25 protein-coding genes and 1 tRNA gene are annotated in these 16909 nt (G+C 64.2%); 20 read left to right on the top strand and 6 right to left on the bottom strand.

From position 1 onward, the window contains the following. Positions 1-174: 174 nt before the first annotated feature. The 20 genes from rplN (at position 175) to AC3A6B_RS08650 (ending at position 9963) form a co-directional block, all read left to right on the top strand. On the top strand, positions 175-543 hold the full coding sequence (gene rplN / locus AC3A6B_RS08555) for a 50S ribosomal protein L14 (protein WP_093105273.1): 369 nt from the start codon (positions 175-177) through the stop codon (positions 541-543). 12 nt (positions 544-555) lie between these two features. Next, positions 556-873, top strand: coding sequence for a 50S ribosomal protein L24 (rplX, locus tag AC3A6B_RS08560; protein ID WP_487836300.1), 318 nt, complete (start codon positions 556-558; stop codon positions 871-873). Between the two features lie 11 nt (positions 874-884). Then, the gene (rplE, locus tag AC3A6B_RS08565; protein ID WP_093105278.1) at positions 885-1424 is read left to right on the top strand and encodes a 50S ribosomal protein L5; all 540 of its coding nucleotides are present in this window, start codon (positions 885-887) and stop codon (positions 1422-1424) included. Positions 1425-1432: 8 nt separating this feature from the next. Next, positions 1433-1738, top strand: coding sequence for a 30S ribosomal protein S14 (gene rpsN, locus AC3A6B_RS08570; RefSeq protein WP_487836301.1), 306 nt, complete (start codon positions 1433-1435; stop codon positions 1736-1738). A gap of 20 nt (positions 1739-1758) precedes the next feature. Further along, complete coding sequence (gene rpsH / locus AC3A6B_RS08575) at positions 1759-2154, top strand: 30S ribosomal protein S8 (RefSeq protein WP_093105283.1); 396 nt, start codon at positions 1759-1761, stop codon at positions 2152-2154. A 24-nt stretch (positions 2155-2178) separates the two neighbouring features. Next, positions 2179-2712, top strand: coding sequence for a 50S ribosomal protein L6 (gene rplF, locus AC3A6B_RS08580; protein WP_487836302.1), 534 nt, complete (start codon positions 2179-2181; stop codon positions 2710-2712). Positions 2713-2726: 14 nt separating this feature from the next. Further along, entirely contained in the window at positions 2727-3092 is a 366-nt protein-coding gene (rplR, locus tag AC3A6B_RS08585; protein WP_093105479.1) for a 50S ribosomal protein L18, read from the top strand. An 18-nt stretch (positions 3093-3110) separates the two neighbouring features. After that, on the top strand, positions 3111-3632 hold the full coding sequence (gene rpsE, locus AC3A6B_RS08590; protein ID WP_487836303.1) for a 30S ribosomal protein S5: 522 nt from the start codon (positions 3111-3113) through the stop codon (positions 3630-3632). Positions 3633-3646: 14 nt separating this feature from the next. Beyond that, positions 3647-3832, top strand: coding sequence for a 50S ribosomal protein L30 (gene rpmD, locus AC3A6B_RS08595; protein WP_009124818.1), 186 nt, complete (start codon positions 3647-3649; stop codon positions 3830-3832). A 24-nt stretch (positions 3833-3856) separates the two neighbouring features. After that, a complete protein-coding gene (gene rplO / locus AC3A6B_RS08600; protein ID WP_093105289.1) occupies positions 3857-4288 on the top strand; it encodes a 50S ribosomal protein L15 in 432 nt (143 codons plus the stop codon). A gap of 20 nt (positions 4289-4308) precedes the next feature. After that, complete coding sequence (gene secY, locus AC3A6B_RS08605) at positions 4309-5619, top strand: preprotein translocase subunit SecY (RefSeq protein ID WP_487836304.1); 1311 nt, start codon at positions 4309-4311, stop codon at positions 5617-5619. A 9-nt stretch (positions 5620-5628) separates the two neighbouring features. Beyond that, positions 5629-5847, top strand: coding sequence for a translation initiation factor IF-1 (gene infA, locus AC3A6B_RS08610; RefSeq protein WP_487836305.1), 219 nt, complete (start codon positions 5629-5631; stop codon positions 5845-5847). 34 nt (positions 5848-5881) lie between these two features. Then, positions 5882-5995: a 50S ribosomal protein L36 gene (gene rpmJ, locus AC3A6B_RS08615; protein WP_038201958.1), complete on the top strand. Its 114-nt coding sequence runs from the start codon at positions 5882-5884 to the stop codon at positions 5993-5995. A 24-nt stretch (positions 5996-6019) separates the two neighbouring features. After that, positions 6020-6385, top strand: a complete 366-nt coding sequence (gene rpsM / locus AC3A6B_RS08620; protein ID WP_019653977.1) for a 30S ribosomal protein S13 — start codon at positions 6020-6022, stop codon at positions 6383-6385. 12 nt (positions 6386-6397) lie between these two features. Continuing rightward, a complete protein-coding gene (gene rpsK, locus AC3A6B_RS08625; protein ID WP_068674563.1) occupies positions 6398-6802 on the top strand; it encodes a 30S ribosomal protein S11 in 405 nt (134 codons plus the stop codon). 133 nt (positions 6803-6935) lie between these two features. Continuing rightward, complete coding sequence (rpsD, locus tag AC3A6B_RS08630; protein ID WP_126838170.1) at positions 6936-7559, top strand: 30S ribosomal protein S4; 624 nt, start codon at positions 6936-6938, stop codon at positions 7557-7559. 136 nt (positions 7560-7695) lie between these two features. Next, entirely contained in the window at positions 7696-8685 is a 990-nt protein-coding gene (locus AC3A6B_RS08635; protein WP_028250818.1) for a DNA-directed RNA polymerase subunit alpha, read from the top strand. Positions 8686-8762: 77 nt separating this feature from the next. Further along, on the top strand, positions 8763-9164 hold the full coding sequence (rplQ, locus tag AC3A6B_RS08640; protein WP_093105301.1) for a 50S ribosomal protein L17: 402 nt from the start codon (positions 8763-8765) through the stop codon (positions 9162-9164). An 18-nt stretch (positions 9165-9182) separates the two neighbouring features. Then, positions 9183-9259: transfer RNA gene (locus tag AC3A6B_RS08645), tRNA-Met, on the top strand. A gap of 293 nt (positions 9260-9552) precedes the next feature. Next, on the top strand, positions 9553-9963 hold the full coding sequence (locus tag AC3A6B_RS08650) for a hypothetical protein (RefSeq protein ID WP_487836306.1): 411 nt from the start codon (positions 9553-9555) through the stop codon (positions 9961-9963). 30 nt (positions 9964-9993) lie between these two features. On the opposite strand, the gene AC3A6B_RS08655 is transcribed toward AC3A6B_RS08650, so the two are convergent. Genes AC3A6B_RS08655 through AC3A6B_RS08680 form a run of 6 tightly spaced genes read right to left on the bottom strand, consistent with a single transcriptional unit; the run spans position 9994 to position 16892 of the window. After that, a complete protein-coding gene (locus AC3A6B_RS08655) occupies positions 9994-10389 on the bottom strand; it encodes a RidA family protein (protein WP_487836307.1) in 396 nt (131 codons plus the stop codon). After that, positions 10386-12002: an AMP-binding protein gene (locus AC3A6B_RS08660; RefSeq protein WP_487836308.1), complete on the bottom strand. Its 1617-nt coding sequence runs from the start codon at positions 12000-12002 to the stop codon at positions 10386-10388. Before AC3A6B_RS08660 ends, AC3A6B_RS08655 begins: the two co-directional genes overlap by 4 nt. Then, complete coding sequence (locus tag AC3A6B_RS08665) at positions 11999-13195, bottom strand: acyl-CoA dehydrogenase family protein (protein WP_487836309.1); 1197 nt, start codon at positions 13193-13195, stop codon at positions 11999-12001. The genes AC3A6B_RS08660 and AC3A6B_RS08665 overlap by 4 nt, the downstream gene beginning before the upstream one ends. Positions 13196-13199: 4 nt before the next feature. Further along, positions 13200-14054: an enoyl-CoA hydratase family protein gene (locus AC3A6B_RS08670; protein WP_487836310.1), complete on the bottom strand. Its 855-nt coding sequence runs from the start codon at positions 14052-14054 to the stop codon at positions 13200-13202. Further along, entirely contained in the window at positions 14051-14527 is a 477-nt protein-coding gene (locus tag AC3A6B_RS08675) for a MarR family winged helix-turn-helix transcriptional regulator (protein WP_487836311.1), read from the bottom strand. Before AC3A6B_RS08675 ends, AC3A6B_RS08670 begins: the two co-directional genes overlap by 4 nt. A gap of 1 nt (position 14528) precedes the next feature. Further along, positions 14529-16892, bottom strand: a complete 2364-nt coding sequence (locus AC3A6B_RS08680; RefSeq protein ID WP_487836312.1) for a bifunctional salicylyl-CoA 5-hydroxylase/oxidoreductase — start codon at positions 16890-16892, stop codon at positions 14529-14531. Positions 16893-16909: the final 17 nt, after the last annotated feature.

Here is a 16909-nt window from a genome sequence, read left to right on the forward strand (position 1 = left end):
TAGTTGACAGCTCTCATGGGTCGTGCAACAATCGCGGGCTTCGCTTTTCAAAGGCGATAAGCTTCTGCCCAACGGAGGCGCATCGAAATGGTTTTGGTGTGCGGACGACGGGCCCAAGACTGACCTGAGAGTCGCCGCGAGGCGGTCCTCGGTACAAGTTGGGAATATCACGAAATGATCCAAACTGAATCCCGGCTCGATGTGGCCGACAACACGGGCGCGAAATCCGTCCTGTGTATCAAGGTGCTCGGTGGCTCCAAGCGGCGTTATGCCAGCGTGGGCGACGTCATCAAGGTCAGCATCAAGGAAGCCGCTCCGCGTGGTCGCGTCAAGAAGGGCGAGATCTACAGCGCAGTGGTGGTTCGCACCGCCAAGGGCATCCGTCGCAGCGATGGTTCGCTCGTCAAGTTCGACGGCAATGCCGCCGTTCTGCTCAACGCCAAGCTGGAGCCCATCGGCACCCGCATCTTCGGACCGGTCACGCGCGAGCTGCGCACCGAGAAGTTCATGAAGATCGTGTCGCTGGCCCCCGAAGTTCTGTAAGGACGCAACGCCATGAACAAGATTCGCAAAGGCGACCAGGTCATCGTGTTGGCCGGGCGCGACAAGGGCAAGCGCGGCACGGTGTCGCTGCGCAAGGACGACTCGCACCTGATCGTCGACGGCATCAACCTGGTCAAGAAGCACGCCAAGCCGAACCCCCTCAAGGGCACGACCGGTGGCATCGTCGAGAAGGCCATGCCGATTCACCAATCCAACGTGGCGATCTTCAATGCCGCGACCGGCAAGGCCGATCGCGTGGGCATCAAGGTCACGGACGGCAAGCGCGTGCGCGTCTTCAAGTCCAGCGGCGACGAAATCAAGACCGCCTAAGGGGCATTCAAATGGCACGTCTCCAACAACACTACCGCGAAAAAGTCGCGAAAGACCTGACCGAGAAGTTCGGCTACAAGTCGCCGATGCAGGTCCCGCGCCTGACCAAGATCACGCTCAATATGGGTGTGGGCGAAGCGGTCGCCGACAAGAAGGTTCTCGACAACGCCGTCGCCGACCTGACCAAGATCGCCGGCCAGAAGCCGGTCGTGACCAAGTCGAAGAAGGCGATCGCCGGCTTCAAGATTCGCGAGAACCAGCCGATCGGCTGCATGGTCACGCTGCGCGGCGTGCAGATGTATGAGTTCCTGGACCGTTTCGTGACCGTGGCCCTGCCGCGCGTGCGCGACTTCCGCGGCATCTCCGGCCGTGCGTTCGACGGCCGCGGCAACTACAACATCGGCGTGAAAGAGCAGATCATTTTCCCCGAGATCGAATACGACAAGGTCGACGCCCTGCGCGGTCTCAATATCAGCATCACGACGACGGCCAAGACCGATGAAGAAGCCAAGGCGCTTCTCGCTGGCTTCCGTTTCCCGTTCAAGAACTGAGGTGATTTGTGGCTAAGAAAGCTTTGATCGAGCGCGAACTGAAGCGCGACAATCTGGTCGCAAAGTACGCCGCCAAGCACGCGGAACTGAAGGCGATCGCCAACGATGCGAAGAAGAGCGACGAAGAGCGTGCAGCCGCCCGCCTGGGTCTGCAGAAGCTCCCGCGCAATGCGAATCCGACGCGCCAGCGCAACCGCTGCGAAATCACCGGCCGCCCGCGCGGCACCTTCCGCCAATTCGGTCTGGCCCGCGCCAAGATCCGCGAACTGGCCTTCAACGGCGACATCCCCGGTGTCACCAAGGCCAGCTGGTAAGCCAGGCAGGAGCAAACAACATGAGCATGAGTGATCCCATTGCCGACCTGCTGACGCGTATCCGTAACGCGCAGATGGTGGCGAAGCCCACCGTGTCGGTCCCGTCTTCCAAGGTGAAGATCGCGATCGCACAGGTGCTGAAGGACGAGGGCTACATCGACGGCTTCCAGGTCAAGACCGAAGCCGGCAAGACCGAGCTCGAAATCGCACTGAAATACTACGCTGGCCGTCCGGTCATCGAGCGCATCGAGCGCGTGAGCCGTCCCGGCCTGCGCGTCTACAAGGCCAGCGCCGCCATTCCGCAAGTCCAGAACGGCCTCGGCGTCGCCATCGTCACGACCCCCAAGGGCGTGATGACCGACCGCAAGGCGCGCGCTACCGGTGTCGGTGGCGAAGTGCTGTGCTACGTCGCCTAAACGAGACATCGAGGAGAAACTGAAATGTCCCGAGTAGGAAAAATGCCGGTCGCCATCCCCGCAGGCGTGGATGTGTCGATCAAGGAAGACCAGATCAGCGTCAAGGGCACGGGCGGCACGCTCAACCTTGCGTTGAACGCGCTGGTGAATGTCGTCAGCAAGGACGGCAAGCTGAGCTTCGAGCCCGCCAACGAATCGCGTGAAGCCAATGCGATGAGCGGCACGGTTCGCCAGCTGGTGAACAACATGGTGGTCGGTGTGACCAAGGGCTTCGAGAAGAAGCTGAGCCTGCTCGGCGTGGGCTACAAGGCCCAGGCGCAAGGCGCCAAGCTGAACCTGCAGGTCGGTTACTCGCACCCGGTCAACATCGACATGCCGCAAGGCATCACGGTGGCGACGGCGACGCCGACCGAAATCGTGATCAAGGGTGCCGACCGCCAACGCGTCGGCCAAGTGGCCGCTGAGATCCGCGCGATTCGTCCGCCCGAGCCCTACAAGGGCAAGGGCATCCGCTATGCGGACGAGAAGATCGTGATCAAAGAGACCAAGAAGAAGTAAGGGGCAGCAAAATGATGTTGACCAAAAAAGCACAGCGTCTCCGCCGTTCGCGCCAGACCCGCATCCGTATTGCGACGCAAGGCGTGGCGCGCCTGACGGTGAACCGCACCAATCTGCACATCTACGCCACCGTCATCTCCGACGACGGCACCAAGGTGATTGCCACCGCATCGACGGCCGAAGCCGAAGTGCGAACCTCGCTGGGTGGTTCCGGCAAGGGCGGCAACGCCGCTGCGGCCACGGTGGTCGGCAAGCGTATCGCTGAGAAGGCGAAGGCCGCCGGCATCGAGAAGGTTGCTTTCGATCGCGCAGGTTTCGCCTACCACGGCCGCGTCAAGGCGCTGGCCGATGCGGCGCGCGAAGCTGGCCTGCAGTTCTAACCGGACACGAGATTCAAAATGGCAAAGATTCAGGCAAGAACGCAGAGCGAAGGCCCCGAAGACGGTCTGCGCGAGAAGATGATCGCGATCAACCGCGTCACCAAGGTGGTGAAGGGCGGTCGTATCCTCGGTTTCGCAGCACTCACCGTGGTGGGTGACGGCGACGGCCGCGTCGGCATGGGCAAGGGCAAGTCGAAGGAAGTGCCGGCTGCCGTGCAAAAGGCGATGGAAGAAGCACGCCGCAACCTCGCGAAGATCTCGATCAAGAATGGCACGCTGCATCACCGCGTGACGGGCCATTGGGGCGCTGCCTCGGTGGTCATGATCCCGGCGCCGAAGGGTACCGGCATCATCGCCGGCGGCCCGATGCGCGCCGTGTTCGAAGTCATGGGCATCACCGACATCGTGGCCAAGAGCCATGGTTCCTCGAACCCCTACAACATGGTCCGCGCCACGCTGGACGGCCTGAAGAATTCGACGACGGCGTCCGAAGTCGCTGCCAAGCGCGGCCTGACCGTCGAAGAACTCTTCACCGCCTGAACGGAAGCATCGACATGACGACGCAACAACAAACCCTCAAGGTGCAATTGGTCAAGAGCCCGATCGGCACCAAGGAATCGCATCGCGCCACCGTGCGTGGTCTGGGTCTGCGCAAGCTCAACAGCGTGAGCGAACTGCAAGACACGCCCGCGGTGCGCGGCATGATCAACAAGATCAGTTATCTGGTCAAAGTGCTCTAAACAGAGTCGCTAAGAGAGACGTATATGGAACTCAATGGCATCAAGCCGGCTGACGGCTCCAAGCACGCCAAGCGCCGTGTCGGACGCGGTATCGGCTCCGGCCTCGGCAAGACCGCGGGCCGCGGCCACAAGGGCCAGAAGTCGCGTGCGGGCGGTTTCCACAAGGTCGGCTTCGAAGGCGGCCAGATGCCGCTGCAGCGCCGTCTGCCCAAGCGTGGCTTCAAGTCGCAGCTGCTCAAGTACAACGCCGAGGTGACGCTGACCTCGCTCGAGAAGCTCGGCCTGGCCGAAGTCGACGTGCTGGCGCTCAAGCAAGCCGGCCTGGTCGGTCAGATCGCCAAGGTCGTCAAGGTCATCAAGTCGGGTGAACTCACCAAGGCCGTCAAGCTGACCGGCATCGGTGCGAGCGCCGGCGCCAAGGCTGCGATCGAAGCAGCCGGCGGCAGCGTGGCCTGATCGGACTGAAAGAAGTCTTCGTGGCAACCAACGCGGCAACGCTCGCAAAAACAGGCAAGTTCGGCGACCTGCGTCGCCGGCTCGTCTTTTTGCTGCTCGCGCTCGTGGTCTATCGCATCGGAGCTCACATTCCGGTGCCGGGCATCAACCCGGACCAACTCGCGCAGCTGTTCCAGGGCCAGCAGGGCGGCATCCTGAGCCTGTTCAACATGTTCTCCGGCGGGGCGCTGTCGCGCTTCACCGTGTTCGCGTTGGGCATCATGCCGTACATCTCCGCGTCGATCATCATGCAGTTGATGACCTACGTGGTGCCGACCTTCGAGCAGTTGAAGAAGGAAGGCGAAGCCGGCCGGCGCAAGATCACCCAGTACACGCGCTACGGCACGCTGGGCCTGGCCCTGTTCCAGTCCTTCAGCATCGCTGTGGCGCTGGAATCGTCGGCAGGCTTGGTGATCTCGCCCGGCTTCGGCTTCCGCATCACGGCGATGGTCAGCCTCACGGCGGGCTCGATGTTCCTGATGTGGCTCGGCGAGCAGATCACAGAGCGCGGTCTGGGCAACGGGATCTCGATCCTGATCTTCGCGGGCATCGCAGCCGGCTTGCCGAGCGCGATCGGCGGCTTGCTCGAACTGGTACGCACCGGCGCCATGAACGTGATCATCGCGCTGTTCATCGTCGCGGTGGTCATCCTGGTGACCTACTTCGTCGTGTTCGTCGAACGCGGTCAGCGCAAGATCCTGGTGAACTACGCGCGGCGTCAGGTCGGCAACAAGGTCTACGGCGGCCAGTCCTCGCACCTGCCGCTGAAGCTGAACATGGCCGGCGTGATCCCGCCGATCTTCGCGTCGTCGATCATCCTGCTGCCGACCACCGTGGTGGGCTGGTTCAGCACCGGCGAGAGCATGCGCTGGATCAAGGACATCGCGAGCGCGCTGACGCCGGGGCAGCCGATCTACGTGCTGCTCTATGCCACCGCGATCGTGTTCTTCTGCTTCTTCTACACGGCGCTCGTGTTCAACAGCCGCGAGACGGCGGATAACCTGAAGAAGAGCGGTGCGTTCATTCCGGGCATTCGTCCGGGCGACCAGACTGCGCGCTATATCGACAAGATCCTGGTTCGTCTGACGCTGGCCGGCGCGGTGTACATCACCTTCGTCTGCCTGCTGCCCGAGTTCCTGATCCTGAAATACAACGTGCCGTTCTATTTTGGCGGCACCTCTCTGCTGATCATCGTGGTTGTCACGATGGACTTCATGGCCCAAGTGCAGAACTACATGATGTCGCAGCAGTACGAATCGCTGTTAAAGAAGGCCAATTTCAAGACTTCCTAGGCGATTGAGATGTCGAAGGACGATGTCATCCAGATGCAGGGCGAGGTTCAGGAGAACCTGCCGAATGCGACCTTCCGGGTGAAGCTGGAAAATGGGCACGTCGTCTTGGGACATATTTCCGGAAAGATGCGGATGCACTACATCCGCATCCTTCCAGGTGACAAGGTCACCGTCGAGTTGACGCCCTATGACTTGAGCCGGGCGCGCATCGTGTTTCGGGCGAAATGAGTCGCCGGGTTGGACAGAGTTTTAGGAGAATGAAATGAGAGTTTCGGCTTCGGTCAAAACCATTTGCCGTAATTGCAAGATCATCCGCCGCAAGGGTGTGGTGCGCGTGATCTGTACCGACCCGCGCCACAAGCAGCGCCAGGGTTGATTGAAAGAGTATTAGAGGACGCACATGGCACGTATTGCTGGCATCAACATTCCGCCGCACAAGCACGCTGAGATCGGCCTGACCGCCATCTTCGGCATCGGTCGCACCCGCGCCCGCAAGATCTGCGAAGCGAGCGGCATCGAGTATTCGAAGAAGATCAAGGATCTGACCGACGCCGATCTCGAGAAGATCCGCGACCAGATCGCGCTCTTCACCATCGAAGGTGACCTGCGTCGCGAAACGACGATGAACATCAAGCGCTTGATGGACATCGGCTGCTACCGCGGCTTCCGTCACCGTCGCGGCCTGCCTATGCGCGGCCAGCGCACGCGCACCAACGCCCGCACCCGCAAGGGTCCGCGCAAGGCCGCGCAATCCCTGAAGAAGTAAGGATAGATCAGCATGGCTAAAGCTCCTGCCAACAACGCAGCGCAACGCGTTCGCAAGAAGGTCCGCAAGAACGTTGCGGACGGCGTCGCGCACGTGCACGCCTCGTTCAACAACACGATCATCACGATCACCGATCGCCAGGGCAACGCCCTGTCGTGGGCGTCGTCGGGTGGCCAGGGCTTCAAGGGCTCGCGCAAATCGACGCCGTTCGCTGCGCAGGTCGCTTCGGAAGTCGCCGGTCGCGCTGCGGTGGAACAAGGCATCAAGAACCTCGACGTCGAGATCAAGGGCCCGGGCCCGGGACGCGAATCGTCGGTGCGCGCACTCGCCGCGCTCGGCATCCGCATCAACTCGATCGCCGATGTGACGCCGGTTCCGCACAACGGCTGCCGTCCGCAAAAGCGCCGCCGCATCTAAGGCGAAGACGCCCGGCGCAGTCAGCTTTCGAGCCGGCTGCGCGTTTTGTTTTTCAACAAGCCCACCGCCATCGGCACGCCGCTGATGGCTCCCGCAGACAGCCTCTGCGGCAGATGACATAAAGGAAGATCAAGTGGCACGCTACCTCGGCCCCAAGGCCAAACTCTCCCGTCGCGAAGGCACCGACCTGTTCCTGAAGAGCGCCCGTCGTTCGATCCAGGACAAGGCCAAATTCGACTCCAAGCCCGGCCAGCATGGCCGCACCTCGGGTCAGCGCACCTCCGACTTCGGCCTGCAACTGCGCGAGAAGCAGAAGGTCAAGCGCATGTACGGCGTGCTCGAGAAGCAGTTCCGCCGCTATTTCGAGGAAGCCGATCGCCGCCGTGGCAACACCGGCGCCAACCTGCTGTTCATCCTCGAATCGCGCCTGGACAACGTGGTCTACCGCATGGGCTTCGGCTCGACGCGCGCCGAAGCGCGCCAGCTGGTTTCGCACAAGGCGATCACGGTGAACGGCCAGTCGGTCAATATCCCGTCGTACCTGGTCAAGACCGGCGACGTGATCGCAGTGCGCGACAAGTCGAAGAAGCAGACCCGCATCGCCGAAGCGCTGCAACTCGCCCAGCAGGTCGGCATCCCGGCCTGGGTCGAAGTGAACGCCGACAAGGCCGAAGGTACTTTCAAGAAGGTGCCCGATCGCGACGAATTCGCGGCCGACATCAACGAATCGCTGATCGTGGAGCTGTACTCGCGTTAACGAGTCACAGACGACAACGTGCCGCCTGGCGGCGGCCCGTTCTTTGATTTTTTGTTCCCTCCCGCGCCGCACCGCGTGTGGGCACTTCACCAGCCTTACCGGTGTAACGAACCGGGGGTATTGAGAGGAAGTCTGAATGCAAACCACCCTGCTGAAACCCAAGACCATTCAGGTCGAGCAACTGGCCGCCAACAAGGCCAAGGTCACGCTCGAGCCCTTCGAGCGCGGCTATGGCCACACGCTCGGCAACGCGCTGCGCCGCGTGCTGCTGTCGTCGATGGTCGGTTACTCCGCCACCGAAGTGACGATCGCCGGCGTGCTGCATGAGTACTCGTCGATCGATGGCGTGCAGGAAGATGTCGTCAACATCCTGCTGAACCTCAAGGGCGTGGTGTTCAAGCTCCACAACCGCGACGAAGTCACGTTGAGCCTGCGCAAGGACGGCGAAGGCGCGGTCACCGCGTCGGACATCCAGACGCCGCACGACGTCGAGATCATCAACCCCGACCACGTGATCGCCCATCTGTCGCAGGGCGGCAAGCTCGACATGCAGATCAAGGTCGAGAAGGGCCGCGGCTATGTGCCCGGCACGATGCGCCGCTATGCGGACGAGCCGACCAAGTCGATCGGCCGCATCGTGCTCGACGCCTCGTTCTCGCCGGTCAAGCGCGTGAGCTACACGGTCGAAAGCGCCCGTGTCGAGCAGCGTACCGACCTCGACAAGCTCCTGGTCGAGATCGAGACCAACGGCGCGATCACCGCCGAAGACGCGGTTCGCGCCTCGGCCAAGATCCTGGTCGAGCAGCTGGCCGTGTTCGCGCAGCTCGAAGGCGGCGAACTGGCCGCGTTCGATGCACCCGCACCGCGCAGCGCCCAGCAGTTCGATCCGATCCTGCTGCGTCCGGTCGACGAGCTCGAACTCACGGTGCGTTCGGCCAACTGCCTGAAGGCCGAGAACATCTACTACATCGGTGACTTGATCCAGCGCACCGAGAACGAGCTGCTCAAGACCCCGAACCTGGGTCGCAAGTCGCTGAACGAAATCAAGGAAGTGCTCGCCTCGCGCGGCCTGACCTTGGGCATGAAGCTCGAAAGCTGGCCGCCGGCCGGTCTGGATAAGCGTTAAGAATCACCACACCTGTGTGTTGCACCGGGCAGTACCTGACACGGCTGCCTGTTTTTATAAAGTAAAGGAAAAGCACCATGCGTCACGGACACGGACTCCGCAAACTCAACCGCACCAGCTCGCACCGCCTCGCGATGCTGCAGAACATGATGAACTCGCTCATCGAGCACGAGGTCATCAAGACCACGGTCCCCAAGGCCAAGGAACTGCGCCGCGTCATCGAGCCGATGATCACCCTGGCCAAGAAGCCGACGGTCGCCAACAAGCGCCTGGCCTTCGATCGCCTGCGCGACCGCGACAGCGTGGTCAAGCTGTTCGGCGAACTCGGTCCTCGCTACCAAGCACGTCCGGGCGGCTACACGCGCATCCTGAAAATGGGGTTCCGCGTGGGCGACAACGCGCCGATGGCGCTGGTCGAACTGGTTGATCGTCCCGAAGTGACTGAAGCCCCTGCCGACGAGCAGGCCGGCGAAGAATAAGCTATAATTTCATCTTGCCGCGCGATGGAGCAGCCTGGTAGCTCGTTGGGCTCATAACCCAAAGGTCGCAAGTTCAAATCTTGCTCGCGCAACCAAATTTCCGGCAACCCAAAAGGTTGTTGATGAATAAGCAAAACGCCCACTTTCGAGTGGGCGTTTTGCTTTCTGGCGCCTCAAGAAAAAGACTGCGCGCCATCGATTTCGGGTTCTTTTCTCCTCAGTTTGTCGCTAGTGCCAAACTACTCTTTTTCATGGCGAAACGAGCCCAAAACGCCTGAGCCGCGTGACAAAGATCACGGATGCATGCGCGTGACATGTGTAACATCTGGCCGATTCGAGAACAGTTGAAGGACGAGAAGTCTGTGAATTGCGCAAATAAGGGACTTTCATGACCGACCCTTCGATTTCACGGGGTCTGATTGAAAACGCAATGGGCGCTGTCGAGCAGGCGGTCGACTATATTTTCAATGACGAACCTGCCGTTCCATTTCACCCGACGACCGATCTTCTTTCTCTCAGTCCGAGCGAGGAAGACCAGATTCGTCGCGGCGAACAGGCGAATTACCGCAGCCGTCCGACGACGGCGGCACTCAGTTTTTGCCTGACATCGGCCATTTCGCTGCTGGCGATCGCGCATTCATTGATCGATCAGCCCACGGCCCTGTCGCCGGTCGAGCGGGAACAGCTATGGAAAAAGCTGGCAGCCGAAACGAAGATCGCGGGGCGCGCTGCCTATCGCGCAGCGCTCATCCTCTCGGATCCGGGCGCCGAGCCAGCGACCCACGAGGAAGTACTCTGAGGCTGCCGGCGCGCGCGGAAGCCGCCGGGCTCAGTCGGGCAGCACCGCCGTGACCTCGATCTCCACCTTGGCGCGCGACTCCACCAGCGCTGCGACCTGCACGCAAGTCATCGCCGGGAAGTTCCGGCCCATCGTTTCGCGATAGACAGGCCCGAGCTCGCCCAGGCGCCGGTTGTACTCATCCCGATCGGTCACGTACCAGGTCATGCGCACCATGTGTTCGGGGCCGGCGCCGGCTTCGTGCAGGATGTCGGCGATGTTGCGCAGGGCCTGCCCGGTCTGCTCGATGAAGTCGTCCGACACGAACTGCTGCTGTGCATTCCAGCCGACCTGGCCGCCGACGAACACCATCGTGCCGCGCGCGGCGACGCCGTTCGCATAGCCCTTCGGGGGTGCCCAGCCGGGCGGTTGCAAAAGTTTGATCATGGTGTGATTTGCCTCAGTTTGAATCGTTGGAGCTTGCCGGTCTCGGTGCGAGGCAGCCCCGCGACGAACTCGATCTCCCGTGGGTATTTGAAGGGCGCGATGGTGGCCTTGACGTGGTCCTGCAGCGCCTTGACCAGCGCCGCATCGCCGGTGTGGCCGGGCTTCAGCACGCAGAAGGCCTTGACGATCATTCCGCGCTCCGCGTCGGGCTTGCCTATCACGCCGCATTCGGCGACCGCCGGATGCTTCAGCAGCGCATCTTCGACCTCCGGCCCGCCGACGTTGTAGCCTGCGGTGATGATCATGTCGTCGGCGCGCGACTGGTAGAAGAAATAGCCGTCCTCGTCCTGCACGAAGGCGTCGCCGGGGTAGTTCCAGCCCTTCTTCACATAGTCGGCCTGCCGCGGATCGTCGAGGTAGCGGCATCCGACCGGCCCGATGAGCGCCAGCTTGCCGACGGTGCCGCGCGGCACTTCGTTGCCCTCGTCGTCCACCACCTTGGCGGTGAAGCCGGGCACGACCTTGCCGACCGCGCCGCGCCGAACCTGGTCGCCGGCGGCCGAAATGTAGATGTGGAACACCTCGGTGCCGCCGATGCCGTCCAGCATCTCGATGCCCGTGGCCTCCTTCCACAGCTGGCGGGTTGCGTCGGGCAGGGCCTCGCCCGCGCTCACGCTGATGCGCAGGCTCGGCAAGCCCGAAGCCTTGGCGAAGGGCGCCATCTGTCTGTAGAAAGTGGGCGCCGTGTAGCAGATGGTGGCGCCGGCCTCGCGGATGGCCTTGACCATCGTCTCGGGCGTGTAGGGGGCGTCGTGGAAGTACACCGAGGCCCCTGCCCACATCGGGAAGATCAGCAGGCCGCCCAGGCCGAAGGTAAAGGCCAGCGGCGGCGACCCCAGCACGATGTCGTCGCTGCGGGCCTGCAGCACGTGGCGCGGCCAGGTCTCGCACATCGCAAGCACGTCGCGGTGCGTGGTCACCGGCGCCTTCGGCTTGCCGGTGGTGCCGGAGGTGAAGGCCAAGAGCGCGATGTCGTCGGCGGCCGTGGGGCAGGCCTTGAACACGCCGCTTTTTTTGGCGGCACGCGCGGTCAGCGAATCGGGCGCGTCCGGCTGATTGAAGGCTACGAGGGTGTGCAGCACCGGATGCGCCTGCTGCGCGATCCGCAGCTCGTCGAGCAACTTGCCGTCGCACAGCGCAACCACCGGCCGCGATTTCTCGATGATGTCGCCCAGCTCCTTTGCCCGCAGCAGCGGCATGGTGGCGACAGCGATCAGGCCGGCCTTGACCACCGCCAGCCAGGCCAGCGCCATGGCGATCGAATTGCCGCCGCGCAACAGCACGCGATTGCCGGGCACAAGGCCCAGGTCTTCCACCAGCACCTGCGCGATGCGGTTGACCTCGGCCGCTACTTCGCCGTAGCTCAGGGTGCGATCCGGCGAGCGCAGCATCGGCTTGTCCGCCAGGCCCTGAGACATGGCCTTGTCGAACAGGGCTTCCACCAGATTGAGCTGATCGGGCAACTGCAATTCGGGCCGGTCGTAGCGGAACATCGGCAGTTGATCGGCCGGCGGCAGCCGGTCGTGGACGAAGCGATCGACCTGTGCACTCATGTCTGGCTCCGCAGCACGGCCTTGCCGATGATCAGTTGCTGCACCTCGGTCGCACCCTCGTAGATGCGCAGCGAGCGGATATCGCGGTAGAGGCTCTCCACCTTGGTGCCCACCTTCACGCCAAGGCCGCCATGCATCTGCAGCGCCATGTCGATCACGCGGCTTGCGTTCTCGGTCGCGCACATCTTGGCCATGGCCGCCGCGGCCGTGAGGTCGGCGGCGGCGGGCGCGCCGCGGGTTTCGCTGTCGTCGCGCATCCAGGCGGCCCGGTAGGTGAGCAGCGCCGCGCCGTCGATCAGTGCCGCCATCTCGCCGAGCTTCGCCTGCGTGAGCTGGAAGTCGGCCAGCGTCTGGCCGAACATGCGCCGGTGGGTCGCGTGATGGACCGCTTCGGCCAGCGCGCGCCGCGCCATGCCGAGCGCAGCGCCGGCCACCGAGGCGCGAAAGATGTCGAGCGTGCGCATCGCGAGCTTGAAGCCGCCATGCAACTCGCCGAGCTGGGCCTCGCGCGGCACGAGGCAGCCGTCGAAGCGCAGCGTGGCGAGCGGGTGCGGCGCCATCACTTCGATGTGCGCCGAGGTGTCGAGTCCGGCCGTGTCCGCATCGACGACGAAGGCCGTGATGCCGCGCGAGCCGGCAGCCGGATCGGTTTTCGCGAACACGCAGTAGAAGTCCGCAATGCCGCCATTGCTGATCCAGGTCTTCTCGCCCGTGAGCCGCCAGCTGTCAGAAGTGCCGACGGCCTGCATCGCCATCGCGCCGACGTCCGAGCCGGCCTCGGGTTCGCTGAGCGCGAAGGCCGCGATCTTGTCGCCGCGCGCCACGGCGCCCAGATAGTCGCTCTGTTGCGATGCATTGCCCGCCAGCGTGATGGCGCCGCTGCCCAGGCCTTGCATCGCAAAAGCGAAATCGGCCAGCGGCGAGTGGAAGGCCAGCGTCTCGCGCAGCAGCACCAGCGCGCGCGAATCGAGGCGCTCCAGCGCGCCGCCCGCAGAAGCCGGCACGCAATAGCGCAGCCAGCCGCCCTGGCCGAGCCGCTTCACCCAGTCGCGGCAGGCGGCGCGGTCATCGCGCTCGTCCACCGACTGCGCGGCGGCCCAGGGCAGCAGCTCGCGTGCCAACGCCCGGTGCGCATCGTCGAAGAAGGGCAGCGCCAGGTGCGCCGTGGAAGGAGGTGTGGGCGAGGCGGCCATTGCGTCAGTCCCCCCCGAACACCGGCTTGCGCTTGGCGGCAAAGGCCTCGAAGGCGCGCCTGAAGTCCTCGGTCTGCATGCAGATCGCCTGCGCCTGCGCCTCGGCCTCGATCGCCTGGTCGATGGTCATCGCCCATTCCTGCGACAGCATGGTCTTGGTCATGCCGTGCGCAAAGCTCGGGCCTTCAGCGAGTTCGCGCGCCACCGTGGTGGCGGCGCCGAGCAGCGCATCGCTCTCGTGCAGCGCATTGAAGAAACCCCAGGCGTGGCCTTCCTGCGCCGTCATCGCGCGGCCGGTGAAGAGCAGCTCCGAGGCGCGGCCCTGGCCGATCACGCGCGGCAGCAGCGCGCAGGCGCCCATGTCGGCGCCGGCCAGTCCGACGCGCGTGAAGAGGAACGCGGTGCGCGCCGCGGGCGTGCCGTAGCGCAGGTCGCAGGCCAGCGCGATCATCGCGCCGGCGCCGGCGCAGACGCCGTCGATCGCGCCGACGATCGGTTGCGGGCAATGGCGGATTGCCTTCACCAGGTCGCCGGTCATGCGCGTGAACTCAAGCAGCTCCGGCATGCGCATCTGCGTGAGGGGCCCGATGATCTCGTGCACGTCGCCGCCGGAACAGAAGTTGCCGCCCGCGCCCGTCACGACGATCGCCTTGACGTCGGTCGCGAAATTCAGCGCGCGGAACAGGTCGCGCAGCTCTGCATACGAATCGAAGGTCAGCGGATTCTTGCGCTCCGGCCGGTTCAGCGTGACGGTGCCGATGCCGTCCGCGAACGACCAGCTGAAATGCTCGGCCTCGTAGCCGGCCTTCGGCTCGAATTGCGCGCGCATGGGACTGCCTGCGCCGATGTAGTGCTTCATAGGGCCTCCGCCAATTGCTGATGTGAATGCTGCTTGACCTTGCCGAGCAGCCTGTGGAGCTGCGTGATCTCCTTCGCGCTCAGGCCCGCGAAGGCATCGACGATCCAGGCCTCGTGCTGTTGCGCCATCTCGTTGAAGAGCTTGCGGCCGCGCGTCGTGAGGCGCACGCGCCAGGCGCGTCGATCGCCCTCGACGTCGACGCGCTCGACCAGCCCCTCGGCCACCAGCTGGTCGGTGATGCCGGTGACGTTGCCGCCGGTGACCATCATGCGGCGCGACAGCTCGTTCATCTTCAGCCCGTCCGGCGAGCGTTCGAGCTGCGACATCAGGTCGAAGCGGGGCAGCGTGGTGGCGAACTGCTCGCGCAGCTCGTTGCGCACCTGCTTCTCGATCAGTTGGGTGCAGGTCAGAAGGCGCAGCCAGAGCCGCAGTTCCTCGGGATGCTCGCTGTGGGCTCGCGCTTCAAGGTCCATGCTATTGCTCCTCCTCGGTATTGCGAGGAACGGCCGGCGCTGCCATCGCGGCAGCCAGCTGCTGCTGCTTGGCGATCTCGCGGTACATCTGGTCGCGCCCGCTCAGGTATTGCTTGGGCCAATCGACGTCGCGGCTTTGCAGCTTGGCCGTCTCGTGCAGGGTCCACGCCGGGTCGGCCAGGTGCGGCCGGGCAATCGCGCACAGGTCGGCGCGTCCCGCGGCGATGATGCTGTTGGCCTGGTCGGCATCGGTGATGGCGCCGACCGCGATGGTCGAGATGCCCACCTCGTTGCGGATGCGGTCTGCAAAAGGCGTCTGGTACATGCGGCCGTACACCGGCTTTGCCGCGCGCGTGGTCTGGCCCGAGGAGACGTCGATGAAGTCGCAGCCCGCTTCCTTGAAGAGCCGCGCCACCACCACCGCGTCGGCATCGGTGTTGCCGCCGGGCGCCCAGTCGTGGGCCGAGATGCGCACGCTCATCGGCCGCTCGGCGGGCCAGGCCGCGCGCATGGCGCGGAACACTTCGAGCGGATAGCGGCAGCGGTTGTCGAGGCTGCCGCCGTACTCGTCGGTGCGCAGATTGGTCAGCGGGCTGATGAAGGAGGCCAGCAGGTAGCCGTGGGCGCAGTGCAGCTCGAGCCAGTCGAAGCCGGCCTCGGCCGCGCGTCGGGTCGAGGCGACGAACTGGTCGCGCAGCGTGTCCATCTGCTCGCGCGTCATCGCGGCGGGCAGCTGATTCTGTTCGCCATAGGGCAGCGCGCTGGCGGCGATCACCGGCCAGTTGCCTTGCGGCAGCGGTTCGTCGATTTCTTCCCAGCCGAGCTGGGTCGAGCCCTTCGGCCCGCTGTGGCCCAGCTGCATGCCGATCTTCGCGGTGGTCTGCGTGTGCACGAAGTCGACGATGCGCTTGAAGGCCGTCGACTGCGCATCGTTGTAGAGCCCCGTGCAGCCGGGCGTGATGCGGCCCTCGGGCGTCGGGCTGGTCATCTCGACGAACACCATCGCGGCGCCGCCGAGCGCACGCGCGCCGAGGTGCACGAGCAGAAAGTCCTGCGGCACGCCGTCGACCGCGCTGTAGGTCGCCATCGGCGAAACCAGGATGCGGTTCTTGAGCGTGAGGCTGCGCACCGTGAGGGGCATCAGCATCGGCGGCAGTGGCTTGCCGCCCGCGAGCCATGCCTCGTAGCCGCCCAGCCATTGCGTGTCGCGCAGCCGCAGGTTCTCGTGGCTGATGCGTTGCGAGCGCGTCAGCAGCGAGTAGGCGAACTGCTCGATCTCCATGCCGGTGTAGCGGTGCACGTTCTCGAACCATTCGGTCGAATTGCGCGCCGCGTTCTGGATCTTGAGCACCTCGACGCTGCGCCGCGCCTCGTAGGCTTCGAGCACGTGGTCCACGCTGCCGCCGCGCGCGAACTCGTCGCTGAGGTCGATCGCATCCTCGAGCGCGAGCTTGGTGCCCGAGCCGATCGAAAAGTGCGCCGTGTGCGCGGCGTCGCCCATCAGCACCACCGGCACGGTCTTGCCGTTCACCTCGACGCGGTGCGTCCAGTGCTTGCAGATCACGCGCGGAAAGCGGATCCAGTTGGCCGAGCCGCGCAGGTGGGTGGCGTTGCTGATCAGTTCGTGGCCGCCGAGGTACTTGGCGAAGAGCTTCTCGCAGAAGGCGATCGCCTCGGGCTGCTCCATCTTGTCGAGGCCGTGGGCCTGCCACACCGCTTCGGGCGTTTCGACGATGAAGGTCGAGGTCTTGTCGTCGAACTGATAGGCATGGGCCTGGAACCAGCCGTGCTCGGTCTTCTCGAAGGCGAAGGTGAAGGCATCGAAGGTCTGGTGCGTGCCCAGCCAGACAAAGCGGCATTGGCGCAGGTCGATGTCGGGCTCGAAGACCTCGGCGTAGCGCTGGCGGATGCGGCTGTTGAGCCCGTCGCTGGCGATCACCAGGTCGGCGTCGTACTCCGCGGCCAAGGCCTGGTCGTCCGTGGCGTCGGTCTCGAACACCAGCTTGACGCCGAGCGCCAGGCAGCGCTCCTGCAGGATGTTCAAGAGTCGCTTGCGGCCGATGCCGCAGAAGCCGTGGCCGCCCGAGCGCACCTGGCGTCCCTTGAAGAACACCTGGATGTCGTCCCAGTGATGGAACTCCCGGCCGATCAGCGCGGCCGTTTCGGGGTCGGCGGCCGCGAGGTTGGCGAGCGTCTGGTCGCTCAGCACCACGCCCCAGCCGAAGGTGTCGAAGGGCCGGTTGCGCTCGATCACCGTGACCTCGAGCGCCGGTCGTCGGGCCTTCATCAGGAGCGCGAAGTAGAGGCCGGCGGGGCCGCCGCCGATGCACAGCACGCGCTGCAGATCCGTTGCGAAGCTATTCATGGATCAATAGTTTAGGC

It is taken from the genome of Variovorax sp. Soil_C_33 (assembly GCF_057656935.1).